At 62.4% G+C, this 26,055-nt stretch carries 30 protein-coding genes; 18 read left to right on the plus strand and 12 right to left on the minus strand.

All coding sequences use genetic code 11. From position 1 onward, the window contains the following. Window positions 1–216: 216 nt before the first annotated feature. The 9 genes from PZL22_RS02560 to PZL22_RS02600 all read left to right on the plus strand — a co-directional run bounded on the left by PZL22_RS02560 (window position 217) and on the right by PZL22_RS02600 (window position 4,432). Window positions 217–468: a DUF982 domain-containing protein gene (locus PZL22_RS02560; RefSeq protein ID WP_029960363.1), complete on the plus strand. Its 252-nt coding sequence runs from the start codon at window positions 217–219 to the stop codon at window positions 466–468. Window positions 469–576: 108 nt separating this feature from the next. Beyond that, window positions 577–858, plus strand: coding sequence for a DUF982 domain-containing protein (locus PZL22_RS02565; protein ID WP_003526277.1), 282 nt, complete (start codon window positions 577–579; stop codon window positions 856–858). After that, window positions 836–1,084 (plus strand): DUF982 domain-containing protein, encoded by a 249-nt coding sequence (locus PZL22_RS02570; protein WP_003526278.1) that lies wholly within the window; start codon window positions 836–838, stop codon window positions 1,082–1,084. Before PZL22_RS02565 ends, PZL22_RS02570 begins: the two co-directional genes overlap by 23 nt. A 167-nt stretch (window positions 1,085–1,251) precedes the next feature. Further along, the gene (locus PZL22_RS02575) at window positions 1,252–1,674 is read left to right on the plus strand and encodes a low affinity iron permease family protein (RefSeq protein ID WP_003526279.1); all 423 of its coding nucleotides are present in this window, start codon (window positions 1,252–1,254) and stop codon (window positions 1,672–1,674) included. A gap of 103 nt (window positions 1,675–1,777) precedes the next feature. Further along, entirely contained in the window at window positions 1,778–2,149 is a 372-nt protein-coding gene (locus tag PZL22_RS02580; RefSeq protein ID WP_284718446.1) for a hypothetical protein, read from the plus strand. Continuing rightward, the gene (locus tag PZL22_RS02585; RefSeq protein ID WP_003526281.1) at window positions 2,146–2,928 is read left to right on the plus strand and encodes an SDR family oxidoreductase; all 783 of its coding nucleotides are present in this window, start codon (window positions 2,146–2,148) and stop codon (window positions 2,926–2,928) included. Before PZL22_RS02580 ends, PZL22_RS02585 begins: the two co-directional genes overlap by 4 nt. 171 nt (window positions 2,929–3,099) lie before the next feature. Further along, window positions 3,100–3,318, plus strand: a complete 219-nt coding sequence (locus PZL22_RS02590; protein ID WP_003526284.1) for an antitoxin MazE family protein — start codon at window positions 3,100–3,102, stop codon at window positions 3,316–3,318. Next, entirely contained in the window at window positions 3,315–3,638 is a 324-nt protein-coding gene (locus PZL22_RS02595; RefSeq protein WP_003526285.1) for a type II toxin-antitoxin system PemK/MazF family toxin, read from the plus strand. Before PZL22_RS02590 ends, PZL22_RS02595 begins: the two co-directional genes overlap by 4 nt. A gap of 491 nt (window positions 3,639–4,129) precedes the next feature. Beyond that, window positions 4,130–4,432 carry a DUF6074 family protein gene (locus tag PZL22_RS02600; protein WP_033048288.1) on the plus strand — a complete coding sequence of 101 codons (303 nt, stop codon included), beginning with the start codon at window positions 4,130–4,132 and terminating at the stop codon, window positions 4,430–4,432. Window positions 4,433–4,476: 44 nt separating this feature from the next. Here PZL22_RS02600 and PZL22_RS02605 read toward each other — a convergent pair whose 3' ends face one another. The 4 genes from PZL22_RS02605 to PZL22_RS02620 form a co-directional block, all read right to left on the minus strand. Beyond that, window positions 4,477–4,737, minus strand: a complete 261-nt coding sequence (locus PZL22_RS02605; RefSeq protein WP_003526287.1) for a DUF982 domain-containing protein — start codon at window positions 4,735–4,737, stop codon at window positions 4,477–4,479. Then, on the minus strand, window positions 4,731–5,207 hold the full coding sequence (locus PZL22_RS02610; RefSeq protein WP_284718447.1) for a CBS domain-containing protein: 477 nt from the start codon (window positions 5,205–5,207) through the stop codon (window positions 4,731–4,733). The genes PZL22_RS02605 and PZL22_RS02610 overlap by 7 nt, the downstream gene beginning before the upstream one ends. A gap of 298 nt (window positions 5,208–5,505) precedes the next feature. Continuing rightward, window positions 5,506–5,769 (minus strand): hypothetical protein, encoded by a 264-nt coding sequence (locus tag PZL22_RS02615; protein ID WP_033048306.1) that lies wholly within the window; start codon window positions 5,767–5,769, stop codon window positions 5,506–5,508. 131 nt (window positions 5,770–5,900) lie between these two features. Beyond that, window positions 5,901–6,182: a DUF1236 domain-containing protein gene (locus PZL22_RS02620; protein WP_003526290.1), complete on the minus strand. Its 282-nt coding sequence runs from the start codon at window positions 6,180–6,182 to the stop codon at window positions 5,901–5,903. A 236-nt stretch (window positions 6,183–6,418) separates the two neighbouring features. Here PZL22_RS02620 and PZL22_RS02625 point away from each other — a divergent pair, with 236 nt between their 5' ends. Then, entirely contained in the window at window positions 6,419–6,940 is a 522-nt protein-coding gene (locus PZL22_RS02625) for a sigma-70 family RNA polymerase sigma factor (RefSeq protein ID WP_003526296.1), read from the plus strand. 38 nt (window positions 6,941–6,978) lie between these two features. Here PZL22_RS02625 and PZL22_RS02630 read toward each other — a convergent pair whose 3' ends face one another. From PZL22_RS02630 to PZL22_RS02640, 3 genes are all read right to left on the minus strand, one after another. Then, window positions 6,979–7,137, minus strand: a complete 159-nt coding sequence (locus PZL22_RS02630; protein ID WP_164819047.1) for a hypothetical protein — start codon at window positions 7,135–7,137, stop codon at window positions 6,979–6,981. A 214-nt stretch (window positions 7,138–7,351) separates the two neighbouring features. After that, window positions 7,352–7,540 carry a DUF3008 family protein gene (locus tag PZL22_RS02635; RefSeq protein ID WP_003526298.1) on the minus strand — a complete coding sequence of 63 codons (189 nt, stop codon included), beginning with the start codon at window positions 7,538–7,540 and terminating at the stop codon, window positions 7,352–7,354. A gap of 215 nt (window positions 7,541–7,755) precedes the next feature. After that, the gene (locus tag PZL22_RS02640) at window positions 7,756–9,096 is read right to left on the minus strand and encodes an MFS transporter (protein WP_127515740.1); all 1,341 of its coding nucleotides are present in this window, start codon (window positions 9,094–9,096) and stop codon (window positions 7,756–7,758) included. 298 nt (window positions 9,097–9,394) lie between these two features. On the opposite strand from PZL22_RS02640, the gene cyoA reads away from it, so the two are divergent. The 5 genes from cyoA (at window position 9,395) to PZL22_RS02665 (ending at window position 14,620) form a co-directional block, all read left to right on the plus strand. Continuing rightward, window positions 9,395–10,555: a ubiquinol oxidase subunit II gene (gene cyoA / locus PZL22_RS02645; RefSeq protein ID WP_127594834.1), complete on the plus strand. Its 1,161-nt coding sequence runs from the start codon at window positions 9,395–9,397 to the stop codon at window positions 10,553–10,555. Between the two features lie 35 nt (window positions 10,556–10,590). Next, the gene (gene cyoB, locus PZL22_RS02650) at window positions 10,591–12,600 is read left to right on the plus strand and encodes a cytochrome o ubiquinol oxidase subunit I (RefSeq protein WP_127594832.1); all 2,010 of its coding nucleotides are present in this window, start codon (window positions 10,591–10,593) and stop codon (window positions 12,598–12,600) included. Next, window positions 12,597–13,229, plus strand: coding sequence for a cytochrome o ubiquinol oxidase subunit III (gene cyoC, locus PZL22_RS02655; protein ID WP_033048291.1), 633 nt, complete (start codon window positions 12,597–12,599; stop codon window positions 13,227–13,229). The genes cyoB and cyoC overlap by 4 nt, the downstream gene beginning before the upstream one ends. Next, entirely contained in the window at window positions 13,226–13,627 is a 402-nt protein-coding gene (cyoD, locus tag PZL22_RS02660) for a cytochrome o ubiquinol oxidase subunit IV (RefSeq protein WP_127594830.1), read from the plus strand. Before cyoC ends, cyoD begins: the two co-directional genes overlap by 4 nt. A 201-nt stretch (window positions 13,628–13,828) precedes the next feature. Then, window positions 13,829–14,620: an SURF1 family protein gene (locus PZL22_RS02665; RefSeq protein WP_003526308.1), complete on the plus strand. Its 792-nt coding sequence runs from the start codon at window positions 13,829–13,831 to the stop codon at window positions 14,618–14,620. Here PZL22_RS02665 and PZL22_RS02670 read toward each other — a convergent pair. From PZL22_RS02670 to PZL22_RS02680, 3 genes are all read right to left on the minus strand, one after another. Beyond that, complete coding sequence (locus tag PZL22_RS02670) at window positions 14,604–15,134, minus strand: DUF992 domain-containing protein (protein WP_003526310.1); 531 nt, start codon at window positions 15,132–15,134, stop codon at window positions 14,604–14,606. The genes PZL22_RS02665 and PZL22_RS02670 overlap by 17 nt on opposite strands. Before the next feature lie 241 nt (window positions 15,135–15,375). Further along, on the minus strand, window positions 15,376–15,996 hold the full coding sequence (locus PZL22_RS02675) for a DUF922 domain-containing Zn-dependent protease (protein ID WP_284718448.1): 621 nt from the start codon (window positions 15,994–15,996) through the stop codon (window positions 15,376–15,378). Window positions 15,997–16,072: 76 nt separating this feature from the next. Then, complete coding sequence (locus tag PZL22_RS02680) at window positions 16,073–16,534, minus strand: Lrp/AsnC family transcriptional regulator (RefSeq protein ID WP_003526314.1); 462 nt, start codon at window positions 16,532–16,534, stop codon at window positions 16,073–16,075. A 126-nt stretch (window positions 16,535–16,660) separates the two neighbouring features. On the opposite strand from PZL22_RS02680, the gene PZL22_RS02685 reads away from it, so the two are divergent. From PZL22_RS02685 to PZL22_RS02695, 3 genes are all read left to right on the plus strand, one after another. Beyond that, entirely contained in the window at window positions 16,661–17,728 is a 1,068-nt protein-coding gene (locus PZL22_RS02685) for an ornithine cyclodeaminase (protein ID WP_003526315.1), read from the plus strand. A 723-nt stretch (window positions 17,729–18,451) separates the two neighbouring features. Beyond that, window positions 18,452–19,573 carry an efflux RND transporter periplasmic adaptor subunit gene (locus tag PZL22_RS02690; RefSeq protein ID WP_284718449.1) on the plus strand — a complete coding sequence of 374 codons (1,122 nt, stop codon included), beginning with the start codon at window positions 18,452–18,454 and terminating at the stop codon, window positions 19,571–19,573. Between the two features lie 3 nt (window positions 19,574–19,576). Further along, window positions 19,577–22,810: an efflux RND transporter permease subunit gene (locus tag PZL22_RS02695; RefSeq protein ID WP_284718450.1), complete on the plus strand. Its 3,234-nt coding sequence runs from the start codon at window positions 19,577–19,579 to the stop codon at window positions 22,808–22,810. Window positions 22,811–22,812: 2 nt separating this feature from the next. Here the strand turns inward: PZL22_RS02695 and PZL22_RS02700 are convergent, their stop codons facing one another. Together PZL22_RS02700 and PZL22_RS02705 are read right to left on the minus strand one after the other, a co-directional pair. Beyond that, on the minus strand, window positions 22,813–24,972 hold the full coding sequence (locus tag PZL22_RS02700; protein ID WP_003526318.1) for a hypothetical protein: 2,160 nt from the start codon (window positions 24,970–24,972) through the stop codon (window positions 22,813–22,815). Further along, window positions 24,969–26,012 carry a glycosyltransferase family 2 protein gene (locus PZL22_RS02705; protein ID WP_003526319.1) on the minus strand — a complete coding sequence of 348 codons (1,044 nt, stop codon included), beginning with the start codon at window positions 26,010–26,012 and terminating at the stop codon, window positions 24,969–24,971. The genes PZL22_RS02700 and PZL22_RS02705 overlap by 4 nt, the downstream gene beginning before the upstream one ends. Window positions 26,013–26,055 lie beyond the last annotated feature (43 nt).

The following is a 26,055-nucleotide window of genomic DNA, read 5'->3' on the forward strand; positions in this document are numbered from 1 at the left end:
GCTGGCGGTACCGACATCACGAGAGCGCCGTAAACTCTCGCCAGAGGGGCCCGGCACCAATGTTCATCCCGCATTCCGATGTCCAAGAGCGGGACGCCTCTTACTTAGCGATGCCGCGCCTTGCGTCAAGGGGCAGACGCCTACTCGCGGCGGAACCAAAAGCCCGTCTCCCAAGTTTCATTTCCAACCGGCAACAACCCGCGAGGCTAGGCGTCATTGCATTGTTTCTGGTGGGATAAGAGTGTCGAGTTGGAACTCGGAACCGAGGGCAAATATCGCGACGTGAAAAGCACGCGCGAGGCCGTAGAATGCCTGTTGCAGCGATGGCCGCGCCGGGATGGACCGGCGCTGGCCGCAGCCAAGCGCGTATGCCTTCAGGCTCTGGAAGGCAAGGTAAAGACTGAAAGGGCCCGCAGGGCCTTTATAAAGGCAGCGGAAGAGGCGCATATTTCGATCCGCAGCCATTAGACTAAGACAATGGATTCAAACGCGTCGAAAGGACGCGGTCGAGCGAGTTTCGGAGTGGGACGCGGGAGGCGCCGTGCTGGCGGCTTTCGGATTGGGCGAGGAAGAACGATGTACGAGATTCCATGGAGCAAGCCCGTCAATATCAACATGCTCGACGGCAGGTGCCGCACGGTTGTCGGCCCGCTCGACGCGATGCACTGCCTGCAAAGCGAGTGGCCGGTGCGGGACGGCGCCTATTATGGCTGCGCCATACGCGCCTGCAATGCGGCGCTCAAGCGTAGAAAAAGGCCGGAAGACGCGCGGGCTGCCTTCATCGCCGCTTTGCGGGAGGCCTTTCTGACGGTCGTGCCGCTGCAGGAGGAAGGTCATGGACCCCGGCCCCTGGAATGAATGCGTCCCCGTGCGGATGCCCGATGATGCGAAGATTCACATGGTGTCGAACACCCGTCAGGCGGTCGAGTTGCTGACGAAGCGCTGGCCGGTCAGCCACGGCCAGGCTTACCAGGCGGCAATCGACATCTGCATGTCGGTGCTCGAACGCGAATCCCCCGCTTATGTCGCGCGGGCGGCCTTCGTCGCAGCCGCGAAAGAGGCGCAGGTCAATATCGTAAGCTGACCCGCCTTTGAGCGGGAGGACACAAAGCAGCATGCGGTTTCCCGCATGAATCCGCCCCGATTCAACGTGCCTACGGAGCGTTGCGCCGCTGACGGTGCCTGGCGTCGAATGGGAACTCTTCGCCTGATTGCGTGTTGATCAGCGGATCAACAAACGTGGGATACCCGATGCCAAAGGCCAATGGTTTCAGCAGGTTTGCAAGTACGGTGGCGGAATATTCCGGGCGCCCCGCCGTCTTTGTCCTCGCCCTTGTATCGATAGCCGTGTGGGGCCTCACAGGCCCGATCTTCGGTTTTTCCCAGACGTGGCAACTCGTCGTCAATACCGGCACGACGATCGTCACCTTCCTGATGGTCTTCGTCCTTCAGAACACGCAGAACCGCGACGGCCGGGCGCTTCAGGCGAAGCTCGACGAGCTCATTCTCACCAGCGCGGCTGAGAACAGTTATGTAGGCATCGAAAGGCTGGACGAGAAAGAGCTGAAACGCCTAGCCGAGATCCTCCAGCAGCACGCGCACGATGAAGACGATCATACGCTTCGGGAAAAGGTCTCAAGCGTTATCAGCCGGCGGCCGCCGACCCGGAGCTAGGCGTCGGAACCAAAACACGCCGCATCCGTTTGCCTGACGAATGGCGGGCAACCGCAGAACCCAATGCGGCATGGAAGCGCCGCAGCGAGCGAGGAGGTGCCCTATGCATCTTGTTGGTACACAAGTTATCCCCGAACAGGGCGGAAAAGCCGGCTTCACGGTCGAGTTCGTCGGTGAAGGCGGTGAAATCGTCTCGGTCTCGATGCGCAGCGACGCGGCCGCAAACCTCAACCGACTCAACGCCATCGAAATGGCGCAAGCCGTCATGCGTGAGCTCGCGAGCGCCGATTGCAGCGCGATCGAGGAGTCCCAGGAAACCTCGAAAATCCACCGCAGCGCACGCGGCGCGAAGGACACGGATGAAATGGAAAGGCAGCTCGACGAGGGCCTCGAGGACACATTCCCCGCCAGCGATCCGGTATCCGTTACGGTTTCCACCATCCCGACCGACCGCGCGAAGAACGGTCAGCCATGAACCAGCCGTCGCCCGTTGCCTTGATCACCGGTGCCGGGTCCGGCATCGGCCGAGCCACCGCTCTTGCGCTTGCCGCGGACGGCGTGACAGTCGGAGCGCTGGGGCGCACCCGCACGGAAGTGGAGGAGGTTGCCGACGAGATCGTCGGTGCCGGCGGCCAGGCCATGGCACTGGAGGCGGATGTCTCCGACGAGTTGCAGATGCGCAATGCTGTCAGGGATCTGGTGCTCAAGTTCGGCCATTTAGATATCGTCGTCGCGAATGCCGGCATCAACGGCGTCTGGGCGCCGATCGACGACCTGAAGCCTTTCGAATGGGACGAGACGATCGCCGTCAACCTGCGCGGCACCTTTCTGACCCTGCATCTGACGGTTCCCTACCTGAAACAGCGAGGGGGCGGCGCCATCGTGGTCGTTTCGTCGATCAATGGCACCCGGACGTTCACGACACCGGGCGCCACGGCCTACACGGCTACGAAGGCGGCACAGGTTGCGATCGTTCAGCAATTAGCGCTGGAGCTCGGTAAGCACCACATCCGGGTCAACGCCGTTTGCCCCGGTGAGATCGAAACGAACATCAGCGACAACACCAAGCTGCGCCACGAAGAGGAAACGGCAATTCCCGTCGAATGGCCGGAGGGGCAGGTGCCTATCACCGACGGGCAACCGGGGCGGAGCGAAGACGTGGCGGAGCTCATCCGTTTCCTCGTCTCCGAGCGCGCGCGCCACGTGACTGGAAGTCCCGTCTGGATCGACGGCGGCCAGGGCCTGCTACGGTAGCCCATCCCAGCGTCAAGTTCCTGCGATGATTTTACTTTTGAGGTGGAACAAAGGCAGCTCTCTGTCTGCTGCGCTGTCGACACGCGAACCCAACCTGTCGCACCGTGGACTTGACGGTTGTCCGGCCGCTCCTATACGTTACATGTAACGATTTCGAATGGAGGTAACGTCATGCCGACGCCTGTCACTCAACGGGTGCAAAAGCGCCGAGACGCGCTGCGGGCGGCTGGGTTGCGCCCCGTGCAAATATGGGTTCCGGATACACGCCGACCCGGTTTTGCCGACGAGTGCCGTCGCCAGGCGGAGGCGGTCGCTGCGGCTGATGCTGCCGACCGCGATCTGGATGCCTTCATTGACGCCGCTCTGTCCGATCCCGACGGCGATGCATGAGGCGTGGCGATCTCGTTACCGTCGCCATGCCGGGGGACTTCGGGAAGCCCCGGCCCGCCCTCATCATCCAGGCTGATTTGTTCGAGGACACCGGCACGGTGACGGTGCTGCTGGTGTCGGAAGCGTTGCTGGATGCCCCTCTGTTGCGGCCTACTGTTCGACCGACGCGGGAGAATGGGCTTCGTAAACCGTCACAGATAATGATCGACAAGGCCATGCCGGTGAAACGAGATAAACTCGGCCCGCCCTTCGGCCGACTCGACGACCAAATGATGCTTTCCGTCGCTCGCTCGCTGGCCGTCTTCCTTGGTCTTGCCTGATATGCGTTTCCTTCGGGCGTGCGCTGTCAGAGCCTGTCTTGCGAAAAAGCCATCGGGTTCGCGATCGTGACAAAGCGGGAATTCAACAAGCAAATCCGGACAGGAAAGGGCCCCGCCCGGGGTGGCGGGGCCTACTACTTCGTTCGTTATTATTGAGGAGCGCGTGGATCCGTAGGGGCTTTGCGGAGAGGGAACTTGTTCCACGCGATCCGACTGTCAAACCCTGCAGCGATGCGTTTGTTCCCTTAGATCACGATGTTTTAGGTCGGGTCGACCTAAAAACATGAACGTGATTGATTCCAAGAAGTTGACGCGGGATGCGGGCGGAAAACCGCCCACACTTTTCCTCATCCCGCTCAAGCACCGGATAAAGTTGTCCCGCCCGGATTTTTCCCGGACGATACCGCCGACGAGGGGCAAGCGATCGCGGCGAATGAATCGTTAACCATCTAGCCGATAGACGTGGCTGGTGATGAACGTAAGGTGATTCGATGGCAGCTGAGTTTGGTGAACGAACCATGGTCCGGGGCGGCAAAGTCGTCGCGTTTCCTCTGGCGGCACGCGCCGGCGACGTCGACCGCTGCGCGCGTGAACTCGACCGGATACATGGGGCCGCTGCCGTCCACTACTGGAAGAGCGAATGCCGGAAGCTCGCCGAGCAGCTTTCCGCACTGGGTCTACGGGAGGACGAGATCCGAAACGAGGTCCTCGCGTTCCAGGCGGAAGTCCAGATCGCTATCGCCGGACGCTATCAGGAGCTGGCGGCCCGGAACCGCTCCGACAGCCGCCCATGATGCTTTGATCTTTCAGCAAGTCTTTGTAACGCGGAGCGGATCGATCACCCGGTCCAGCTGTGTACGCTGAACTGCGCTTCCTCGGCGGCCTTGATGAAGGCGGCACGTGCGACATCGGGCTCGTCATCCCCGTCGATCACGCGCTCGCAGGCTGTGAAGGCATGGCGCTTTGCTTTTCCGTCGGCAATCGGCCAGTGATTCTTGAGGCAAAGAAAAGCATCACGGGTGCTTTGTACCCGGAGGACGCGGTTTTCACCCGCCTCCAGAATCACCGCTTCGCTCCAGAGACGATCCTGCGTCAGCATGTCGACATTCCTTCAAGTTGGGTATCGACGGGGGCAGGCCGGTTGATCCCCTCGAGAACGAGACCGCCTAGTTCCGGATTGACCCGGCGGATGTCCGCAAGAGCCACGATCCCGGCCGCGTGTCGCTTGCCGTTGACGACGACGAGACGTCGGATGCGCAGGTCGTGCATCTTCTGGGCGGCAAGCAGGAGGCTGTCATCCTCCTCGCAGGATTCGGCGGCGACCGTCATGAACTCGAACACGGCCGTCGAACTGGACAGCCCCTGCGCGACGACGGAGGTGACTATGTCGCGATCCGTGACGATCCCGAGGATCGTTCCGACACCCGGCGTTTCCACCGGCACCGCGCCAACCCCTGTCTCGGCCATCAGCCGGGCGACGGATTGCGCCGTATCGGTGGGCGAAACGGTGAAAACCTGCCGAGACATTACATCCCGAACACGGACCATCTTGTCCTCATGGCCGGCCATCGATGAGACTCCTCCCATTGATTGAGGCCGGAACTGCCACTTCATCTGCCGTCGACTTCTTGAGAGTGAGGTCGACCCGGTAGGGGACAATAACCTGAGGTTGCCAGGTATTCCGCCCAGGTTTCTTCGGATTTGGATTTTCAGGCGGCCGGGCAAATTTCGGACGCTTCTGTTTCAGTCGAACGCGCACGATACGCTCCCTTCTCTTGCGTGGACATGCGGGGGCTGAAAACGCAGCCTTTTCCTTAACGCACGAAGGTAGAAGGGGTTCCGGTCTAATTGCCCTTGGGCAGCCGTCTCAAGGCGGCTCAGGGTCCAGATCCGTCCGGGCCCTCGCATCCTGGAGGATGGAAGCGATTTCCGTCGTCATCGCGTTCTGCCTGGCAAAGGCTTCCGAGGGTACGACGCCGGGATCTTCTTCGTGATCCTGAACGATCGGGACGTTTTCCAGGGCGCGGTTGATCTCCGCCCAGACGTCCTTGTGGCGGTAAAGCGCAGATAGAACGGCAACAAGGATTTCTCTTTGCGCCGCCAGCCGAAACTCAATGCTTTGATTTTCCATGTTGCCCCCAAGGGCTTGCGTGGCGGCGCCGGCCGCCACGCTCGTGATTCAGGGGATAGGAGCCGGACGAAGCAGGCTTGCGCATGCATGCTGCGCACCTACAGCGCCGCGTCTCCGTCAGATGCGCAAGTCTACTGCAAGACTTCCACGACCGTGTGCGTCTTCGGATTTACGACAACGCGCTTATCGTTGACGATGGCATAGGCAAAATCGGGCTGGTCCGGAATCGTGTGGATCTCCACCGTTTCCGGAATCGGTTGCCCGACCACGATCTCACCTTCGTACGCGATAGAAGGCGTGTTCTGCTCCATCACATAGGTTCTTACTTCGCCCGGCAGGACGACCGTCGTCTGCGCGACGGCTGACGAACCGATCAAAAGCAGGGCAGCAGTCATAGAGGCAAGTCTCTTCATGGCGTTCTCCTTCCACTCAACTGGATGTCCCTAGACCACTCAAACTGGTGATGTCGCTTTTGGTTCCCGTGGCCGAGCGGCGGATTGCGGCGTATCTCCGCGTGAACGGCCGTACGATCAGGTGCCGGATTGAAGCGCGTCCGGGAAATATCCCCAGGGCCTCAGGAACCAAAGGGCCGGAAAGGCATTTCCTAACGTCACGAGAAATCTTCATAGGCAGAAGGGCAATATTCGACATGCCTGCTATCGGCGGTCACGTATCGCAACAATCACCGCTGCTTGAGGAGCAAGTCGTCGATCTGATTCCCGCTCTGCGGGCGTTCGCTCGTACGTTCACGTCAGCGTCGTTCGAGGCCGACGACCTCGTACAGGAGACATTGCTCCGGGCGCTGAGAAGCATCGAGCAGTTCGAGCCCGGCACGAGCCTCAAGTCCTGGCTGTTCACGATCATGCGCAATGCGTTTCGCACGCAGTACAAGATTCGCACGCGGGAAAGCCCGGGGAGCACCAATTGCGCCGAATTGCCGATTCCAACCGCGCCGGCGCAGGAGTGGTCCGTCCTCAACGGCGAGCTACGCAGCGCGCTTGGGGCTCTTTCACCGGAGCACCGCGAAGTCCTCGTGCTCGTTGCCGGGTTCGGAATGAGCTACAAGGAAGCCGCTGACATATGCGACTGCGCGATCGGTACGATCAAGAGCCGGCTCAGCCGGGCACGCGACGAACTGACGGCGCAAATGCATGGAAACCCGCTGAACTGAGCGGACGAGCGGCTCCGTCCTGGCAAACCGGCTTCCGGTCAGCGCTTCCGCTCGTCAAGGGCTTTTTGCAACTCCCGCGCCAGTTCGAGAAGTCGCTCCGGGACCGCTTCCTTGCGCATCTTCTGGACGAGCGATGCAATCCGCTCGTCAATGGCTTTTTCCGCGTCCGCATCCGCGGAAGCCCTGCTATCGTCCATTCGCCCGTCCTTAATCACGACCCGGATCCTGCTACAGAATATTGTTCCCGCTTAGCGCTGTAAATCATCAAAACGGCGGGCGTGAAAGGGCTGCAGCCCTGGTGAGCTGAAACATTCTTCCGACCGTGAGGGTAAACCGGAAACTTTATACCTCGGCCCCGAATACCGTTTGCCGGCGCGTTCCGCAAGCGCACCGCGCTTTCAGCATGCGCGGTTACTTGTCCGAGACGTGTTCCTTCTTTCCCTTGCGCTTGGTCGAGGCCATTTCCTCGAGTTCCTTTTCGGTCATGGACTCTTCCATGCCCCGAGAGGCGCCCTTGAGTTCGCTCTTCTTCTTCTCGCCTCGTTTGGCGGCAAGGGCCGCGCCGGCGGCCTTCTGCTGCGCCTTCGACTTTGCAGGCATGGCTCCTTTCTCCTTTCAGTGCATGGCACTCACCGCAATGCACGGAACCAGTTCGCTCCCGCACCGCGCGTCGCTGCCGGAACCGGCGAGACTCGATTATGTTCCGCCGCTCGAGCGAGCTTTACGGTTCTGACGGGGAGCGGAAACAATGACGGAAGGTCGGGGCGCATGGCGGGACGGGAACGAAGGCGCTTTCCGTCCCGCTCTGCTTCGCTCTATTCGTTGTCGATCTCCAGTTTCTTGCTGAAGACCAGCGCGAGGATCGTGCAAAGGGCGCCGGAGAGAAGATAGTAGCCTGCGAAGGCGAGCCCGAAGCGGCTGGTCAGCCCCAGTGCGACCAGCGGCGCAAAGCCTGCGCCGATCAGCCAGGACAGATCCGAGGTGAGCGCCGCCCCCGTGTAGCGGTAGGCCTTGCCGAAGCGCGAGGCAACGGCTCCGGCGGCCTGGCCGAAGGAGAGGCCGAGGATCGTGAAACCGACGATCACGAAGACATCGCGACCGGTGGCGCCAGCCTGGAGCAGCATCGGGGCGACGAAGCTGAAGATCGCGATCAGGACCGCGCAAATTCCGAGGTGATTGCGCCGGCCGATACGATCGGCAATCAGCCCGGAAGCGATGATGGCGAGGATGCCGCAGACCGCGCCGAGGAACTGCACCATCAAGAACGAACTTGCGCCATGATCCGTGTAGATTTCCACCCAGCTGAGCGGAAACACGGTCACCAGATGGAAGAGAGCGAAGCTTGCAAGCGGGACGAAGGCGCCGACGAGGACGTTGCCTCCATTTACCCTGAGCACTTCCGTGACCCGGGCCGCCTGAAGCTCGTGCACGTCGAGCAGCGTTCCGAATTCCTTCGTCATGACGAGCCGCAGGCGGGTGAACAGCGCGACGACGTTGATCGCAAAGGCTACGAAGAACGGGTAGCGCCAACCCCAGGCGAGAAAGTCCGCTTCCGAAATCGAAACGAGAAAATAGGCGAAGAGGGCGCTGGCGAGCATGAAGCCGAGTGGCGCGCCCAGCTGCGGAATCATCGCGTACCAGCCGCGATGGTGCTGCGGCGCGTTCAGAGCGAGAAGCGAGGCGAGCCCGTCCCATGCGCCGCCAAGCGCAAATCCCTGACCGAGACGAAAGACGGCAAGCAGCACGATGGACCAAGCGCCGAGCGTCGCATAGCCCGGCAGGAAGGCAATCGAGGCCGTCGAGCCTCCGAGGAGGAAAAGTGCGATCGTCAGCTTGACGCCTCGGCCGTAAGTCCGGTCGATGGCCATGAAGACCAGCGAACCGACCGGTCTTGCAACGAAGGCGAGCGAAAAAATGGCGAAGGAGTAGAGCGTCGCCGTCAGCCGATCGGGGGCGAAAGGAAAGAAGAGCTGCGGAAAAACGACCACCGAGGCGATGCCATAGACGAAGAAGTCGAAGAATTCCGCTGCCCGGCCGATGACGACGCCGATGGCAATATTTCCGGCAGATACGGGCGTGTCGTCGTGGATGCGCCGCGCGTCGCGCTCCATCGCAGAGGACGACGGTCCCAAGGATTGTTGCATTGCACTGCTCATCAAACGCTCCCGCACTCGCACGGGGGCTAAGAACATGCGGTGTTCCGCCGCACCCGCTCGAACTCTCAAGATGAGAGCGCAAGGCTCCCTTGGAGGGATCTTGACCAATCAACCGCTCATATCAAGGGGAGAAACGCGAAATATTGCCGTTTCACGCCCGCACTGTCTGCAAGCGCCGGAAGATGCTGCGGCGCAAAACGACTGCGGCGGATTGCTGCAGTGCGACCATCGACCTCATACCTTTCCCCTCCACTCTACTTTAGTCGCAGGGCGGTCGAAACAAATAGAGCTTCGAGCCGTGCCAGAACTGTTGAAGTTTTCCCGCCGCCTCGCCGTTTTGCCGCTGTTCTTCGTGATGGCGGGATGCGACATGGTGGTGATGTCGCCATCCGGCGATATCGCTGCGCAGCAACGCGATCTGATCGTCATATCGACGATCCTCATGCTGCTGATCATCGTCCCGGTCGTTTTCCTGACGCTTTTCTTCGCCTGGCGGTATCGGCGGTCCAACACGAGCGCCACCTACGATCCGGAGTGGCACCACTCGACGGCGCTCGAGGTGGTGATCTGGTCGGCACCGCTTGCGATCATCATCGCGCTCGGGGCGATTACCTGGATCAGCACGCACAAGCTCGATCCCTATCGCCCGCTCGACCGGCTGGACGCGGAAAGGGCGGTACCCGCGGACGCCAGACCGCTAACCGTCGAGGTCGTGGCGCTCGACTGGAAATGGCTGTTCTTCTATCCCGACCTCGGGGTCGCGACCGTCAACGAGCTCGCAGCGCCCGTCGACGTTCCGATCCATTTCAAGATCACCGCCTCCTCGGTGATGAACTCCTTCTATATTCCGGCCCTTGCCGGCCAGATCTATGCGATGCCGGGCATGGAAACGAAGCTCCACGCGGTGATCAACAAGCCGGGCGAATATGAAGGCTTCTCGGCCAATTACAGCGGCGACGGCTTCTCTCACATGCGCTTCAAGTTCCACGGGCTCGACCGGCAGGGCTTCGACGATTGGGTGGCGCGGGTGAAGGCGCAGGGAACCGCGCTCAACCGCGACGCCTATCTGAAGCTCGAAAAGCCGAGCGAAAGGGAGCCGGTCCGCTATTACGCCGCGGTCGAGGACGGCTTGTATCGGGCAATCCTCAATCTATGCGTCGCACCCGGCAAGATGTGCATGGAGCAGATGATGCACATCGACATGATGGGGGGCGCCGGCAAGGAGAGCGCCGAGAACCGGGAAAAGCTGGAATACGACAACAGGCATTCCCTGGCGGAAGGAGCACCGGCCGCAACGCACCCGGCGACGGGCACACCCGCGCGCAGCCAGCAGGAGCCGCAGGGCACCGGCGCCGAGGAGCCGATGCAGCACGATATGCCCATGGGAGGACACGAGGGACACTCGATGCCGGGCATGAACCATCAGAGCGATCCGGCACCGCCGCAGCTCAACCATTGAACACGGCGCGTTGCGCACGATTGAACAGGTTTCCCATGTTCTCCGATCCAGATTTTCTTAAGCTCATCTTCGGCCGGCTTACCCTCGACGCGATCCCTTATCACGAGCCGATCCTCGTCGTGACCTTTCTCGCCGTCGCGCTCGGCGGCATCGCGCTGATCGGGCTCATCACCTATTACCGCTTCTGGGGGACGCTGTGGCGCGACTGGCTGACGAGCGTCGACCACAAGAAGATCGGCATCATGTACATCATTCTCGCGCTGGTGATGCTGCTGCGCGGATTTTCCGACGCGATAATGATGCGGCTGCAGCAGGCGATGGCCTTCGGTGGCTCGGAAGGCTACCTGCCGCCGCATCATTATGACCAGGTCTTCACCGCGCACGGCGTCATCATGATCTTCTTCATGGCGATGCCCTTCGTGACAGGGCTGATGAACTTCGTCGTGCCGCTGCAGATCGGCGCGCGCGACGTCTCCTTCCCCTTCCTCAACAATTTCTCCTTCTGGATGACGACGGCCGGCGCGATCATCATCATGCTGTCGCTCTTCGTCGGCGAGTTCGCGCGGACCGGATGGCTTGCCTATCCGCCGCTGTCGGGCGCGGACTACAGCCCCGGCGTCGGGGTCGACTATTACATCTGGGGCCTGCAGATCGCCGGCATCGGAACGACGCTGTCGGGGATAAACCTCATCGCCACCATCGTGAAGATGCGCGCCCCCGGCATGACGATGATGAAGATGCCGGTCTTCACCTGGACGTCGCTCTGCACCAACGTGCTGATCGTCGCAACCTTTCCGGTGCTGACCGCCACGCTGGCGCTGCTTACGCTCGACCGCTACGCCGGCACGAACTTCTTCACCAACGACCTCGGCGGCAATCCGATGATGTATGTCAACCTCATCTGGATCTGGGGCCATCCGGAGGTCTATATCCTCATCCTGCCGGCCTTCGGCATCTTCTCGGAAGTCGTCGCGACCTTCTGCGGCAAGCGGCTCTTCGGCTATGCCTCGATGGTCTATGCGACGGTCGTCATCACCATCCTCTCCTACATCGTCTGGCTGCACCACTTCTTCACCATGGGCTCGGGTGCGAGCGTCAACGCCTTCTTTGGCATCACGACGATGATCATCTCGATCCCGACCGGAGCGAAGATGTTCAACTGGCTCTTCACCATGTATCGCGGCCGCATCCGCTACGAGGTGCCGATGCTGTGGACCATCGGTTTCATGGTGACCTTCGTCCTCGGCGGCATGACCGGCGTCCTGCTTGCCGTCCCGCCGGCCGATTTCGTGCTGCACAATTCGCTGTTCCTCATCGCCCACTTCCACAATGTCATCATAGGCGGCGTCGTCTTCGGGCTGATGGCAGGCGTCGTCTACTGGTTCCCGAAGGCCTTCGGATTCAGGCTCGACGCCTTCTGGGGAAAGATGTCCTTCTGGTTCTGGCTGACCGGCTTCTACTTCGCCTTCATGCCGCTCTACGTGCTCGGGCTCATGGGGGTCACGCGCCGCGTCAGCCAGTTCGAGGATCCCTCGCTGCAGATCTGGTTCGTCATCGCGGCCTTCGGCGCCTTCCTGATCGCACTCGGCATCCTGTCGATGCTGATCCAGCTCGTCGTCAGCTTCGTGAGACGCGAAGAGCTGCGCGACACGACCGGCGACCCCTGGGACGGGCGCACGCTCGAGTGGTCGACCGCCTCGCCACCACCGGATTACAACTTCGCCTTCACCCCGCTCGTCCACGATCAGGACTCCTGGTGGGACATGAAAAAGCGCGGCCACAGCCGACCACTTGCAGGCTTCAAGCCGATCCACATGCCGAAGAACACCGGCACAGGCGTCATCCTCGGGGCGATCAGCGTCGTCTTCGCCTTCGCCATGGTCTGGTACATGTGGTGGCTGGTGATCCTCTCCTTCGTCGCCATGGCGGCGATCGCCATCGGTCACACCTTCAACTATGACCGCGACTTCCACATTCCCGCAAATGTCGTCGCCGACACAGAGGGCAAGCGGACCGAAGCGCTTGCCGCCAAGGTGCAAGCATGACCGAGTTCCAAACCGAACGCGCGCTCGATGAGGGCCAGGCGCCGATCTTCTACCTGACGGAGGAGCATCACCCCGAAGGGAGCACGATGCTCGGCTTCTGGCTCTATCTGATGAGCGACTGCCTGATCTTCGCGGTTCTCTTCGCCACCCATGCGGTTCTCGGCCGCAACTATGCCGCAGGCCCCTCGCCCGCCGATCTCTTCGACCTGCCGCTCGTCGCGGTGAACACGTCGATGCTGCTGTTCTCCTCGATCACCTACGGCTTCGCCATGCTGGCGATGGAACGTTACGAGAAAAAAACGACGCTCGCCTGGATGGCGGTCACCGCGCTCTTCGGCATCGCCTTCGTCGGGCTCGAGCTCTACGAGTTCGCGCATCTGATCCATGAGGGCGCCGGACCGCAGCGCAGCGCCTTCCTGTCCTCCTTCTTCACGCTCGTCGGCACGCACGGCCTGCACGTGACCGCCGGCATCGGCTGGATGTTCGTGCTCATGGCGCAGATCGCAAAGCGCGGGCTGATCCCGGAAAACAAGCGCCGCCTCATGTGCCTTTCGATGTTCTGGCACTTCCTCGACGTCGTCTGGATCGGCGTCTTTTCCTTCGTCTATCTTATGGGAGTTCTCGGATGAGTACGCACGCACCTTCGCACGAGGACGCTTTCGAGACCCATCACGGCCACAGCCATGGTCACGACGCGGGACATGGAACGCTGAAGAGCTACGTGACCGGCTTCGTCCTCTCCGTCATCCTGACCGCGATCCCCTTCTGGCTGGTGATGGCCGACGTTCTCGACAGCGCCGTCCTCACCGCCGCGATCATCATGGCTCTCGGCGCCCTCCAGATCGTCGTCCACATGATCTTCTTCCTGCACATGAACACCCGCTCGGAAGGCGGCTGGACGATGATGGCGCTGATCTTCACGATCCTTCTCGTCGCCATCGCGCTTTCCGGCTCGCTCTGGGTCATGCATCATCTGAACACGAACATGATGCCGATGAGCCCGGAAATGATGAAGAACATGCCGTGAATCGGGACTTCGACCCTCACCCTAATCCTCTCCCCGCAAGCGGGGAGAGGGACGTGCCCCGGAGAAACGTCGGCGGCCCTGGTGGCGACGGTGCTCGCCGCTTGTCCCTTCTCCCCGCTCGCGGGAGAAGGTGGCGGCAGCCGGATGAGGGGGGCGCAAGCCTCTGAGATCATATTGGTTCCGCTTCGAAGCAGGAACGTCATGAGCGACACCGAACTCACGTCCAGCCCGCACTCCCGGCTCTCGCTTGCGATCCTCAGCGTCCTCGGCCTCCTGCTCATCGCGGCTTTTGCTGCGCTCGGCACGTGGCAGCTCAAGCGCCTCTCCTGGAAGGTCGACCTGATCGCCCGGGTCGAGGAGCGCGTCCACGCGGCACCCGTGCCTGTGCCACCCCGCAATGACTGGCTGAACGTCAACGCCGCGCGAGACGAATACCGGCGCGTCGCTCTCCAGGGCCGCTTCCTCAACGACAAGGAAACGCTGGTCTATGCCGCAACCGAACGCGGCGCCGGCTATTGGGTTGTGACGCCCCTTGCGGCTGCCGATGGGACGACCGTGCTCGTGAACCGCGGCTTCGTACCGACGGAGAGGCGTGAGGCGGCGACGCGGCGGGAAGGCCAGATCGAGGGCGAAGCGAAGGTCACCGGCCTCATGCGCATGGACGAGCCGAACGGCTCGCTCCTGCAGTCGAACAGACCTGGGGAAAACCGTTGGTACTCGCGCGACGTGGGTGGGATCGCTGCGGCGCGTGGCCTCTCCGAGGTCGCGCCCTACTTCGTTGACGCGGATGCTAGCCCGAATCGACGGGGGCTTCCCGTCGGCGGACTGACGCGCGTCGTCTTCCCCAACAATCACCTCGTTTATGCCGTCACCTGGTACGGTCTCGCGGCCATGACGGTGGGTATGCTGGTGATTTTGTGGAGGTCGGTGAGGAGATCGGTCCCGGCGCGGCGTGACGGCCGCGCCGGCCAAGACATCAATTCGCGGAGTTGAGGGTCATCGACGTGCCCGCGGCCGCGACGTTGAGGCCGAGCTGGCCGGTGACGCTGACCGTCTGGAGGTGGATAGAGCCGGAGGTGCCGCCGACGAGGACATTGGCGCCGACACCCGCACCGAGCGTCGCCTCGGCGCTCGCGCCCTTATAGATACCGCTCAGGGAACCATGGTGGTAGCCTGCCGTCGGCGCGAACACGGCCCAGATCAACCGGCTGCGCATCGTGAAACCCACATCGATCCCGAGTTTGCGAATTTCTCCCGTGTAGCGATCCTCGATCAGATCGCCGCCCAGCGACCGGAAAGCGCACTCGACCTCTTTGGACGAACCGAGCACGTAGCCGGCGCCGCCGCCGATGTCGCATTCCAGATAGCCGATCTTCACACCGCCGCGCGCGTCCTGCACCGCCGGCGGCGGCGCCGGCTCCTGATAGGTCAGATCGGCGGCATTGGCGCCTGCGGCGGCAAACGCGATCGCGGCCGCGGAAAACGCCATGGCGAGAGTCTTTTTCATGCATCTTCTCCTTTTCGGCTCATCATCGGCAGAAACCCCGGCCGATCGTCCGAAACAAATTCAGTAATGTCAGCTGCACGGAAAGATTTCGTGCCGCTATGCCTGCCACTCAGGCGGGCTCACGTTTTCGTTGCATTGAGACAATTCGGAGGCAGGCTCGGCAACAACTTACTTTTGCGCAGAAGTGTTGCCTTTCGGTCAAAGCCTGAAGCGCACCGCCTCGAACGAACTGCCACGCGCATCAGCCGCCGTTGACGAGATTGAGGATGAGCTGGTGAACATTACCGCCGTCGCTGAGCTCGGCCCTGTCGAAGTCGCGGCTCTTCTGTCTTTGCGCGCGGGAGATTTCGCCGAGCCGCTTGGTCATTTCGGATTTGATCTTGCGGCATTGGGGATCGTCGGCAACGGTGAGGCCCACGGTGGCGGCCTCGATGGCGCTCACCATCTCCTTGATGAAGTCGCCATGCACCAGCTCATGCTTTCTCACGCCGGCGATGAAGGTCTGCCAGTGCGCCTCAATATTGGCCGGCAGCTTTCCGGCAAGCTTCGGCAGCGTATAGGTGATGGTGAGCTTCGGCAGCGCCGAGGCGAGCACGCACGCGCCGTCTCGCTCCTCGTATTTCCGCCTCCAGGTGAGCTTGAAGCTCGTATGGGCGATCGCGCGCCCGAGGCCGCCCACCTGCGGTCCTCGTTCGCCGATGGAAGCGTAGAGCTCCGGTCCGGACTGCCCGGTGATCGCGTAAGTCTTGACATTTTCGACCACCTGCCATTCGGCCCGGGCGGCCGCCGGCGTCATGAGAACACAGGCCAACAGAAAACAAGTTCGACGGCCCGCCAAGCCAACCCCCACAAAAACCTTCATTGAATGCGGGCGCAACCTAACGGGGATGGACCCGGCTTTCAATCGTCCCGATCTGCCCGTACTCGGCTCCTGCCGGTCAGACGCTGCTCAACAGGAGACTGGTCTCGCTGTTGGCCACACCGTCGATCATCCGCACCTCGCGCAGGATCCGGTCGAATTCGGAGAGATTGGCCGCGCGTATGTTGGCCACCAGATCCCAGTTGCCGTTTGTGGTGTGCAGCGTGTAGATCTCGGGCATGCCGCGCAGTCTGCGAACCACCTGCGTCGTCGACTTCCCCACAACCTCGATCATCATCACCGCATGAACGGTGTTGACGTCGTAGTCTTCCCTGACGCGCACCGTGAACCCGAGAAGCGTCCCGGTCTCGAGCAGGCGATCCAGGCGATTTTGCACGGTGCCGCGCGCCACGCCCAGCGCGTCGGAAAGTTTGGAAAGCGATGCCCGCCCGTCGGCGCGCAGATGCGCAATGATCCGGCGGTCCAGATCATCCGGGGTGTATTTTGCAACTGCTGAATCGCCAACTCCTGTTCTGCTCATATTGCACGATCCGAGTGGAAAAATTGCTCAATTCGGTGCCGAAAATAGCACATGTTTGCGCTTTCGACCAGCGCGCGCAATCGCTACCCTGTCCTGGAGTACAGCAAGCCGCCAAGAGGAATCTCCATGTTCTCCCCGCTTCCTTCAGCCAAGGCCATGGTGCCCTTCGTCAGCGTCGACAACATGATGCGCCTCGTTCATCACCTGGGCATCGAAACGGTTCTGGCAGAGCTCACGGACACCATCGAGGCGGATTTCCGCCGCTGGGAGAGCTTCGACAAGACCCCGCGCGTTGCCAGCCATTCGCGCGACGGCGTCATCGAACTGATGCCGACCTCCGACGGCAGGGTCTACAGCTTCAAATATGTCAACGGCCACCCGAAGAACACCGCCGAGGGGCTGCAGACGGTGACCGCCTTCGGGCTGCTCGCCGAGGTTTCGACAGGCTATCCCGCACTGCTCACCGAGATGACGATACTGACGGCGCTTAGAACCGCCGCAACCTCGGCGATGGCCGCACGGCACCTGGCACCGAAGGGTGCGCGCACGATGGCGATGATCGGCAACGGTGCCCAGGCCGAGTTCCAGGCGCTGGCGATGAAGGCCGTCTGCGGCATCGACACCATCCGGCTCTACGATATCGACCCTCGGGCAACGGAGAAGGCCGCCCGCAACCTCGACGGTTCCGGCCTCAAGATCCTGTCGTGCAGGTCCGCCCAGGAAGCGATCGAAGGCGCGGAGATCGTTACCACCTGTACGGCCGACAAGCAGTTCGCCACGATCCTCACCGACAACATGGTCGGCGCCGGCGTCCACATCAACGCAATCGGCGGCGATTGTCCCGGCAAAACGGAATTGCATCGCGATATCCTGAAGCGCTCGGACGTCTTCGTCGAATACCCGCCACAGACCCGCATCGAGGGTGAGATCCAGCAGATGGCGCCGGACTTTCCGGTTACCGAACTCTGGAAGGTCGTCACCGGCGAGGCGCAGGGCCGCCGCGATGCCCGCCAGATCACCCTCTTCGACAGCGTCGGCTTCGCCATCGAGGATTTCTCGGCGCTCCGCTACGTGCGAGCCCGCCTTCCCGGAACGGATTTCTACCAGAATCTCGACATGATCGCCGATCCCGACGATCCGCGCGACCTGTTCGGCATGTTGCTCAGGGCAAAAGAGAACGAAGAAACGATCTGAGCGCTTCCAGGAAGGGTTTCGACCCGGCCCGCCTTACCGCCCCTGCAGACGCGATATCGCCTTACGGGCATCTCCAATGAGGGGATGGCCGGGATAACGGCGGATAAAGCGTTCGTAGGCTTGCATGGTATTTTCCGCCCGTACTGCCTCGAATTCCGATCTCACGGCCCGTTCGTAGTCGGGTGGCTTTTGCATTTCCGCTCCGCTTGGCTTCATCGCGCCTTTCGCGGCAGGCGAAGACATTGCCAAAAATCCCAGGGCAAGCAACTGCACCGCTTTGCGATGTCACAGACCGCTCCAATCCTATCGATCTGGTTACATTAACAGTAGCCACTGTCGGCGTTACGTCCGGGATGTCTCCGACACCTACATCGACGGCGACGTGAACGGCGACAGGAAAGCGGACTTCGCCATACATCTGGATGACGCCGTCACGCTGGAGAAGGGCTACTTCGTCCGCTAGATCGCGCCGATTTTAGGTCGGACCGACCTCGAATCATGTGCGCGCCTGCAACCGGCTCCGATGAACCGTGGGAGCGCCCTACCTGACTGATTTGCGGACACAATCTCCTTTCCAACTCGCCACTCCGCGGCTAGCATGAAAAAACAGGAGCAATTTGAAGTTGCGCCGCTTGAATTGCGGCGTGACTTGAATCGAGGAAAGTGCTGAGATCCCACTCGGTCGATGCGGGTCCCACACAAGCCGTTTCAGGGGAGCATTGCATGCGCGTTTCGAGAGTTCTGGCTGCGGCTCTTTCATGCGGGCTGCTCACGACCATCGGCATCGTCGCGGGAAACGCTTATGCGCAGCAGCCCCCTCCAGCCGTCACCGTGGCGCCGGCCGCGATCATTGACCTGCGCGAAAGCGTGGATCTGACGGGCAAGGTCGTTGCAGTTCAGAAGGTCGACATCCGCGCCCGTGTGTCCGGCTTCCTCGAGAAGGTCAATTTCGAGGATGGGCAGAAGGTCTCGGCGGGAACGGTGCTTTATCAGGTGGAGGACGGCGCCTATCGCGCCGCCCTGCAGGAGATCGGGGGTTCGATCGCGGCAGCGGAGGCTCAGCGGGACCTTGCCGTTCTCGAACGTGACCGCGCCCAGCGGTTGATCTCCACCAATACGGTTGCGCAGGCGACGCTCGACACTGCGAACGCACAGGTGAAAAAGGCCGAGGCCGATATCCTGCGCCTCAAGGGCAGCAAGCAGAATGCCGAACTCAATCTTTCCTACACGAAGATCCTCGCGCCGTTCGATGGCGTCGTCGGCCTGACCACGGTCGATGTCGGCGCCCTCGTCGCGCCGGACAGCGGATCGCTGGTGACGCTGACGCGCCTCGACCCGATCTATGTCGAGTTTCCCGTCGCGACCTCTCTTTATTTCTCCTACCGCGAGCGCGTCGAAAAGGGTGAGATGTCGAGCGGCGCCAATGTCAGCATCACGCTTCCGAACGGCACCGACTACCCGCAGAAAGGCACGATAGACTTCGTCGCGAGCGCGGTCTCCCAAGGGACCGACACCGTTACGGTTCGCGCCGAGTTTCCCAATCCCGGGGGGATCCTTCTCGACGGCACGCTCGTCAGGGTCGTTCTCGAGCAGTCCGATCCGCAGGACGTGCTGGCCGTGCCACAGCAGGCGGTCCAGCGCGACCAGCAGGGCGCCTTCGTCATGGTGGTCGACGCCAATTCCAAGGTCGAGCTTCGCCGCGTCGACGTCAGCCGCTCCAGCCGCGGCCAGGCCGTCGTCGCCAAGGGGCTGAAGGAGGGCGAGAACGTCATAACGGAGGGCGTGGGCAAGGTGCGGCCGGGGATCGTCGTCGACGCTGTGGCCGCAACGACGACGGGTGGCTGAGCGATGATCTCCGAAATCTTCATCGATCGCCCGCGCTTTGCCGCGGTCATTTCCATCGTGCTGACGCTCGCGGGGCTGATCGCCCTGACGAGACTGCCGATCGCGCAGTTTCCCGACATCGTCCCGCCGCAGGTCAGCGTCACGGCGAGCTATCCCGGCGCAGGCGCGGACGTGGTCGAGGCAACGGTCGCCCAGCCGCTCGAGAGCAAGGTCGTCGGCGTCGACAACATGCTCTACATGAAATCGACGAGCGGCGCCGACGGGACCTACTCTCTGACCGTCACCTTCGCCGTCGGCACCGATCCGGACATTGCCACCGTCAACGTACAGAACCGCGTCGCGCTCGCCGAGCCGGTGCTGCCGGCCGAAGTCAAGCAGAGCGGCGTCAGCGTCCAGAAGAGATCCTCCTCGCTGATGCAGGTGATCGCCATTCACGGCGAGAATGACGAATTCGACAATCTGTTCCTCTCGAACTACGCGACGATCAACGTGCTCGACACGATCAAACGCGTGCCCGGCGTCGGCGATGCAACGCTGTTCGGCGCTCAGGACTATTCGATGCGGGTCGTCCTCGACATCGACCGCCTGACCAATCTGGGACTGACGCCGACGGACGTGATCAACGCACTGAAGACGCAGAACGTCCAGGCCGCGATCGGCCGCATCGGCGCCCAGCCGATGACGGACGACCCGCTGTTCCAGTTGAACATCCAGACGCAGGGGCGGCTGACCGACCCCGCCCAGTTCGAAGACGTCGTGCTCCGGGCCGAGGCGGACGGCTCGTTCGTCCGCATTCGCGACGTCGCGCGCGTCGAGCTGGGTTCGGTGAGCGCGGACTCCACCGCCCGCATCAACGGCAAGCCGGTCGCGATGATCGGCACCTATCAGGCGCCGGGCGCCAATGCGCTCGCCGCCACCGAGGGCGTGCAGCAGGCGATGGACCGCCTCGCCGCGGCCTTCCCGGAGGGGCTCACCTATACGGTCTCCTACGACACGTCCGATTTCGTGCAGGCGAGCGTGGAGAATGTCGAGCATACGCTCTTCGAGGCCTTTGCCCTCGTCATCATCGTCGTCTTCCTCTTTCTCGGCAATTGGCGCGCCGCGCTGATCCCGCTCATCGCCGTTCCGGTGGCGCTCGTCGGCACCTTTGCCGTGATCCTGGCGATGGGCTTTTCGCTGAACACGGTCTCGCTTCTGGCGCTGGTGCTCGCGATCGGCATCGTCGTCGACGACGCGATCGTCGTCGTGGAAAATGTCGAGCGGGTGATGGAGGAAAATCCCGGCATGAGCGCGGCGCAGGCCGCGCGTCTGGCGATGGGCGAAATCACCGGGGCGATCGTCGCCATCACGCTCGTCCTGCTTTCGGTCTTCGTACCGGTCGCCTTCATTCCGGGCCTCAGCGGGCAGCTCTTTCAGCAATTCGCCGTCGCCGTCTCGGTATCGATGGTCATTTCCGCGATCAACGCGCTGACCCTCAGCCCGGCGCTTTGCGCAATCCTCCTGAAACCGCATCACGGCCCGAAACGCGGCATCCTGGGCTGGATCTCGCGCGGCATCGACCGCACCCGCAATGGCTATGCCCATGTCGCCGGAAGCATTGCGCGCAGAGCCATCATCGGCGTGATCCTCCTGGCGGTCGCCATCGGCGCCAGCGGCTGGCTGTTCCGGATCGTCCCCACGGGCTTCCTGCCGAGCGAGGATCAGGGCGCATTCTTTGCGGAGATCCGCCTTCCGGAAGGTGCCTCCTTCAACCGGACGGACGCCGTAGTGCGCGAGGTCGAAACCATGCTCGGCGGCATCGAGGGCGTGGCGAACGTCACCACCGTCACCGGCTACAGTTTCCTCGACGGCATCGCCAAATCGAGCAGTGCCTTCGCGATCGTCACGATGAAGCCCTTCGCCGAACGCCAGGACGAGTCCGCCTCGGTCAATGCCGCGATCGGTACCGTGATGGCCAGGGGCGCGGCAATTCGCAATGCCCAGGTCTTCGCCTTCAACCTGCCGCCCATCATCGGTCTCGGGACGGGGTCGGGCTTCGAATATCAGTTGCTCGACCTGCAGGGCCGGTCGCCGGCAGAGCTTGCCGCGACAGCGGGCGGGCTGATGGTCGCGGCCAATCAGAACCCACAGCTCGGACCCACCTTCAGCACCTATTCGGCGAACTCGCCGCAGCTCTATCTCAATCTCGACCGCGATCGGCTGCAAGCGCTCGGGGTCTCTGTAAGCGATCTTTTCGCAACGCTGCAGGGCACGCTCGGATCCTATTACGTCAACGACTTCAATCTTTTCGGCCGAAGCTGGAAAGTCACGATGCAGGCGGCCGAAGCCGATCGCGATGCGGTCGACGACATCTCCCGGTTGCATGTACGCAACGCCGCGGGCGATATGGTCCCCGTGGCCTCGGTCGCGCGCGTGGACTACATCGTCGGGCCGCAGTCGATCGTGCGCTACAACAACTACCGCTCGATCACACTCAACGGGCAGCCGGCGCCCGGCGTCTCCTCGGGTCAGGCGCTTGCCGCTATGGAACAGGTCTCCGCCGCGACTCTGCCGCCGGGCTACAGCTTCGAGTGGACGGGAACGGCGCTGCAGGAGCTCGAGGCCGCCGGCCAGACGACGGTGATCCTGGCATTGGCCCTGCTCTTCGCCTATCTCTTCCTCGTGGCGCTTTACGAAAGCTGGACGATCCCCATACCGGTTCTGCTTTCGGTGTCCGTCGGGGTGGCCGGTGCTCTCGTGGCGGTGCTGGTTGCCGGTCTCTCCTTCGACATCTATGCCCAGATCGGCCTCGTCGTCTTAATCGCGCTCGCCTCAAAGAACGCGATCCTGATCGTCGAATTCGCAAAATTCCAGCGGGAGAAAGGTGCGACCATCGTCGATGCCGCGGTCGAGGGCGCGCGCACCCGTTTCCGCGCGGTGATGATGACCAGCTTCGCCTTTATCGTCGGGCTGATCCCGCTCGTCACGGCCGATGGCGCCGGCATGCTCAGCCGCAGGGCGGTCGGCACGGGCGTTGCCGGCGGCATGCTCGCCGCTTCGCTCCTCGGGATATTCATCATTCCGGCGCTCTATGTCGTGTTCCAGTGGCTGCGCGAGAGGGGCCACAAGCTCGCCGGCCTGTCGTCGCATGCGGCCGGCGAGGCGCCACATGCTGCAACGGAGAGCGCTGAAAGTGTCAAGCCCGCCACCGGCCAGCAGGCGCAAACCGTCGGACAAGATCGGAACGTCCCCGACTGAACCTACATCTCCACGAGGAAATAGGTGGTCGGCCCGTAGGGCGTGTCGTTCGAGAGACGGAAAGCAACGCGCCCGCTGCCGCTGTCGACCGGCGGATAAACGGTGCCGTCGAGACCGACCGGCGACACGCTCCATCTGGCAGCGGTTCGCGACAGTTCGAGATCGACATAGCCCTTCCGAATTCTCACCGGCAGCGCGCCGAAATCCTCGATCACCTTCTCTTCGCTGTCGCGAAAGATCATGCCGGTGTTCTGCGCATCGGTGGCAAGGATCAGGAGCAGGCGCCGGCTTTCAGAAAGTTTGCCTTCCGGGTCGATGGCCGAAAGCGCCACGAGGCCGTTCCCGTCCGCTCGTCCGATGCGCATGAGACCGAGATCGATCGGCTCACGCAGAGAGGAGAAGGCAGCAGCTTCCGTAGCGGGCGTCGAAACGCGGAGCTGCCCGGCCCGGCGGTCAAGGAGGACCTGTCCCGTATCGCTCTCGTAAAATCCGCTTGCGATATCGGTGCGGTTTTCGGCCGCGAGCATGTGTTCGTCGCGGAGTGCGGCAAGGATCGTTCCGGCGTCCCGGTCGCGTGGTTGCGTGATACCGGTTTCTCCATCAAACCGGTCTGCCGGAAGCAAGCCAATGCGCCCGACCAGCGCTAGATCGGTCAATCGCTCCGGCTCGCGGGCCTGCATGTCCTCGCCGAGATCCTCCTCGCCGCGAACGGCGAAGGGGATCGTAATGGCGGAGGTCGCCACGTCGCCGCGGCGAAAGACGAGTGCGCCGAGCGTCTCGCCGGCGCGCGCCACGGGATCGAGCGCAATCGCATAGGGTAGCATCGCCTTCTTGTGCGGAAAGGGTTCGCCATAGGCGAGCGCAATCGGCCCGTGGCCGTGACGGCAAAGCACGTCCCAGCCCTGGAGTGCAGCGTAGGCCGGCATTGTCAGCCCTGCCTCGTAGCGATAGCGGTTCCAGAAGAGATGGTCGTATTCGCTGACGATAAACGGCTTTCCGAGCCACCGCGCCGCGGCGATCATGCGCATGTAGTTGGCGCCGTCGGCAAGCGAACTCACCTGCGTCAGGGCGCTGCCCGGCGAATAGCCGCCGACCCAATCGTGATAGGTGTTCATCGTCACGGCGCCGAGATCGCGCCGGCTGAGTGCGGTCTGCACCGTCGGCCAATTATTGTAGGTGCTGATCAGGCCGCGATAACCGAGACCGCGCAGGACCTCGCTCATGCGTGCGGCAGAGGCGCGCTCGGTCTCGACGAAGAAGGCCTGAAGATCGCGCATGCGCGGACCGTCGGCGTAGCGGTTGGCGGGAAGCCTCACCGTTGCCGTTTCGACCCGCTCGTCGGCGCCGAGATCTCCCCAGGCACGCGCGAGCGTTTCCGTCGATCCGTAGCGGGCCGAAAGCCAGCGGTTAAAGGGTTTCGCCACCGCCTCGTCATAGGCGGGCCTTTCGGGCCGCTCATGCACGACGCTGTCGAATTCGATGCCGTTTTCATTGGCAAGGATCACCAGCGCGAGCGCGTCGTCACGGATGGTCGCCGTCCCCGTATAGGGATTGACGCTCGCGAGAAACTTCTCCTGCAGCTTGCTCCAGTGCGCAACGGCATCTTCGTCGAAATGCAGCCGGAGCTTGAGATCGCCGTTGGCGTCCCATCGGTCGTCATGGCCGCCATAGGCGCCGCGCGGGGACGAGAGCCCGTCGATGATCCAGTAGATGCCGTTGCGCTTCAGCGCCGCCAGCAGGTAATGGATGCGATCCAGCGTCTCCGGATCGAAATCGAAATCCTTCTGCCTGCCGAACATCAGGCTGGCATCGACAAAATGCAGCCGGGCGATGTTGTATCCGTGCATCGCAAGCTGGCGGGCATAGCGCTCGGCGCCGTCATGGTCCGGAAAACCGCCCGAAGCCGGGCTCCAGGCGAGCGACGCGCATAGCATTCTGACCGGCTGTTCCGGCGCCCTGGCAAAGGCCAGCCGGCCATCCGGACCTGCGACGAGGCGGCTATCCGCGTCGATCGAAGCGTTCGGCAGCAAGGACGAGAAATCGAGCGGACTGCCGGCGCGGACTTCGAGCGAGACCTCGCGAACCGGCACCCATTTGGAGGCACTTGTGGCCGGGGCAAGCCAGGTGCAAAGCAGCGCCGCCGCGAGCGATCGCCTCCTCATGCCGTCTTTCCGAGGGCCGGTTCACCGAGAGAGGATTCCCCGAGAGAGGGCTTTCCGAGGATCGTGCTTTCGATCGGCTCGGCAGGCAGCCGCCGCCTTCGCAGGAAGCCTACAGGAAGGGCCGCCGCATGGAAGAACCAGGCGACGACCGTATAGAGACCCATGCTGAGGCCGCCCTTTCGGAAGCTGACGGCGAGAACGGCGACCGCGAAACTCGCGCAGACGGCGGCGAGCGCCAGGAGCGTATCAGGCAGCAGCAGGATCAGGCCGAGACAGGCGAGCCACCAGAGATAGACGAGACCCCAGAGTTTCAGCTCCGGCAGTTCCTGCAGAAGCTGAAAGAAATAGGGCTTGCCGAGAGAAGCGCGCAGTAGCTCGCCGATCCCGTAGAGATATTTGGTCTTCCAGCGGCGAACGAGCAGCCGGTAGGAATTGACCGTGTGGCCGAAGTGCTGGACGAAACGGCGGTCGAGCCGGTAAAGCCTCCAGCCGGCACTTCTGAGGCGAATGCCGAGGTCGAATTCCTCGTAGCCGTGCAGGTTGCGGTCCGAGAGGTAGCCGACGTCCTCGATGGCACTACGCCTGTAGAGCCCGCCGCCGTTCATGCGGTCGATCGGACCCGTCCGGTTCTCGGGCGCATTGCGGCTGACGCGGCGCGCGAATTCGAGATTCGAGATGTGCATCTCCTCCACATGTCCGGTAACGCCCGCCATGGTCGGATGGTCGGCCAGGAAGCGCACGGCGTCTTTGAGGAAGGCAGCGTCGAGCAGCATGTCGCCGTCGATGAGACAGACGTAATCATGACGGGAATGCTGGAAGCCGAGCTGCGGGCCGATGCCGCAGCTCGGTCGCGCGGGCGGGGCGATCTGTGCGATGATGACGGGATATTGCGAGGCGATCTCGACCGTGCGGTCGCAGGAGCCGCTGTCGGCGATGATGACCTCGCCGCCCGTGTCCTGAAGCGCCGCAAGCGCGCTCTCGACGGTTGCGGCAATCCGCTTCTCTTCATTCAATGTCTTGATGATGATGGATATGGTCAAGAGAGCCCCCAAAATCGTGCAGCGAAAATCTATCCGCGGTAGT

The organism is Ensifer meliloti (assembly GCF_030064585.1).
GTDB lineage: Bacteria > Pseudomonadota > Alphaproteobacteria > Rhizobiales > Rhizobiaceae > Sinorhizobium > Sinorhizobium meliloti.

What these genes read in the sequence shown, in the direction of transcription:
- PZL22_RS02565 (WP_003526277.1), top strand. Translation starts at nt 577, where the DNA reads ATGTACGAGATTCCATGGAGCAAGCCCGTCAATATCAACATGCTCGAC.
- PZL22_RS02570 (WP_003526278.1), top strand. Translation starts at nt 836, where the DNA reads ATGGACCCCGGCCCCTGGAATGAATGCGTCCCCGTGCGGATGCCCGAT.
- PZL22_RS02575 (WP_003526279.1), top strand. Translation starts at nt 1,252, where the DNA reads ATGCCAAAGGCCAATGGTTTCAGCAGGTTTGCAAGTACGGTGGCGGAA.
- PZL22_RS02580 (WP_284718446.1), top strand. Translation starts at nt 1,778, where the DNA reads ATGCATCTTGTTGGTACACAAGTTATCCCCGAACAGGGCGGAAAAGCC.
- PZL22_RS02585 (WP_003526281.1), top strand. Translation starts at nt 2,146, where the DNA reads ATGAACCAGCCGTCGCCCGTTGCCTTGATCACCGGTGCCGGGTCCGGC.
- PZL22_RS02590 (WP_003526284.1), top strand. Translation starts at nt 3,100, where the DNA reads ATGCCGACGCCTGTCACTCAACGGGTGCAAAAGCGCCGAGACGCGCTG.
- PZL22_RS02595 (WP_003526285.1), top strand. Translation starts at nt 3,315, where the DNA reads ATGAGGCGTGGCGATCTCGTTACCGTCGCCATGCCGGGGGACTTCGGG.
- PZL22_RS02600 (WP_033048288.1), top strand. Translation starts at nt 4,130, where the DNA reads ATGGCAGCTGAGTTTGGTGAACGAACCATGGTCCGGGGCGGCAAAGTC.
- PZL22_RS02605 (WP_003526287.1), bottom strand. Translation starts at nt 4,737, where the DNA reads ATGCTGACGCAGGATCGTCTCTGGAGCGAAGCGGTGATTCTGGAGGCG.
- PZL22_RS02610 (WP_284718447.1), bottom strand. Translation starts at nt 5,207, where the DNA reads ATGGCCGGCCATGAGGACAAGATGGTCCGTGTTCGGGATGTAATGTCT.
- PZL22_RS02615 (WP_033048306.1), bottom strand. Translation starts at nt 5,769, where the DNA reads ATGGAAAATCAAAGCATTGAGTTTCGGCTGGCGGCGCAAAGAGAAATC.
- PZL22_RS02620 (WP_003526290.1), bottom strand. Translation starts at nt 6,182, where the DNA reads ATGAAGAGACTTGCCTCTATGACTGCTGCCCTGCTTTTGATCGGTTCG.
- PZL22_RS02625 (WP_003526296.1), top strand. Translation starts at nt 6,419, where the DNA reads ATGCCTGCTATCGGCGGTCACGTATCGCAACAATCACCGCTGCTTGAG.
- PZL22_RS02630 (WP_164819047.1), bottom strand. Translation starts at nt 7,137, where the DNA reads ATGGACGATAGCAGGGCTTCCGCGGATGCGGACGCGGAAAAAGCCATT.
- PZL22_RS02635 (WP_003526298.1), bottom strand. Translation starts at nt 7,540, where the DNA reads ATGCCTGCAAAGTCGAAGGCGCAGCAGAAGGCCGCCGGCGCGGCCCTT.
- PZL22_RS02640 (WP_127515740.1), bottom strand. Translation starts at nt 9,096, where the DNA reads ATGAGCAGTGCAATGCAACAATCCTTGGGACCGTCGTCCTCTGCGATG.
- cyoB (WP_127594832.1), top strand. Translation starts at nt 10,591, where the DNA reads ATGTTCTCCGATCCAGATTTTCTTAAGCTCATCTTCGGCCGGCTTACC.
- cyoC (WP_033048291.1), top strand. Translation starts at nt 12,597, where the DNA reads ATGACCGAGTTCCAAACCGAACGCGCGCTCGATGAGGGCCAGGCGCCG.
- cyoD (WP_127594830.1), top strand. Translation starts at nt 13,226, where the DNA reads ATGAGTACGCACGCACCTTCGCACGAGGACGCTTTCGAGACCCATCAC.
- PZL22_RS02665 (WP_003526308.1), top strand. Translation starts at nt 13,829, where the DNA reads ATGAGCGACACCGAACTCACGTCCAGCCCGCACTCCCGGCTCTCGCTT.
- PZL22_RS02670 (WP_003526310.1), bottom strand. Translation starts at nt 15,134, where the DNA reads ATGAAAAAGACTCTCGCCATGGCGTTTTCCGCGGCCGCGATCGCGTTT.
- PZL22_RS02675 (WP_284718448.1), bottom strand. Translation starts at nt 15,996, where the DNA reads ATGAAGGTTTTTGTGGGGGTTGGCTTGGCGGGCCGTCGAACTTGTTTT.
- PZL22_RS02680 (WP_003526314.1), bottom strand. Translation starts at nt 16,534, where the DNA reads ATGAGCAGAACAGGAGTTGGCGATTCAGCAGTTGCAAAATACACCCCG.
- PZL22_RS02685 (WP_003526315.1), top strand. Translation starts at nt 16,661, where the DNA reads ATGTTCTCCCCGCTTCCTTCAGCCAAGGCCATGGTGCCCTTCGTCAGC.
- PZL22_RS02690 (WP_284718449.1), top strand. Translation starts at nt 18,452, where the DNA reads ATGCGCGTTTCGAGAGTTCTGGCTGCGGCTCTTTCATGCGGGCTGCTC.
- PZL22_RS02695 (WP_284718450.1), top strand. Translation starts at nt 19,577, where the DNA reads ATGATCTCCGAAATCTTCATCGATCGCCCGCGCTTTGCCGCGGTCATT.
- PZL22_RS02700 (WP_003526318.1), bottom strand. Translation starts at nt 24,972, where the DNA reads ATGAGGAGGCGATCGCTCGCGGCGGCGCTGCTTTGCACCTGGCTTGCC.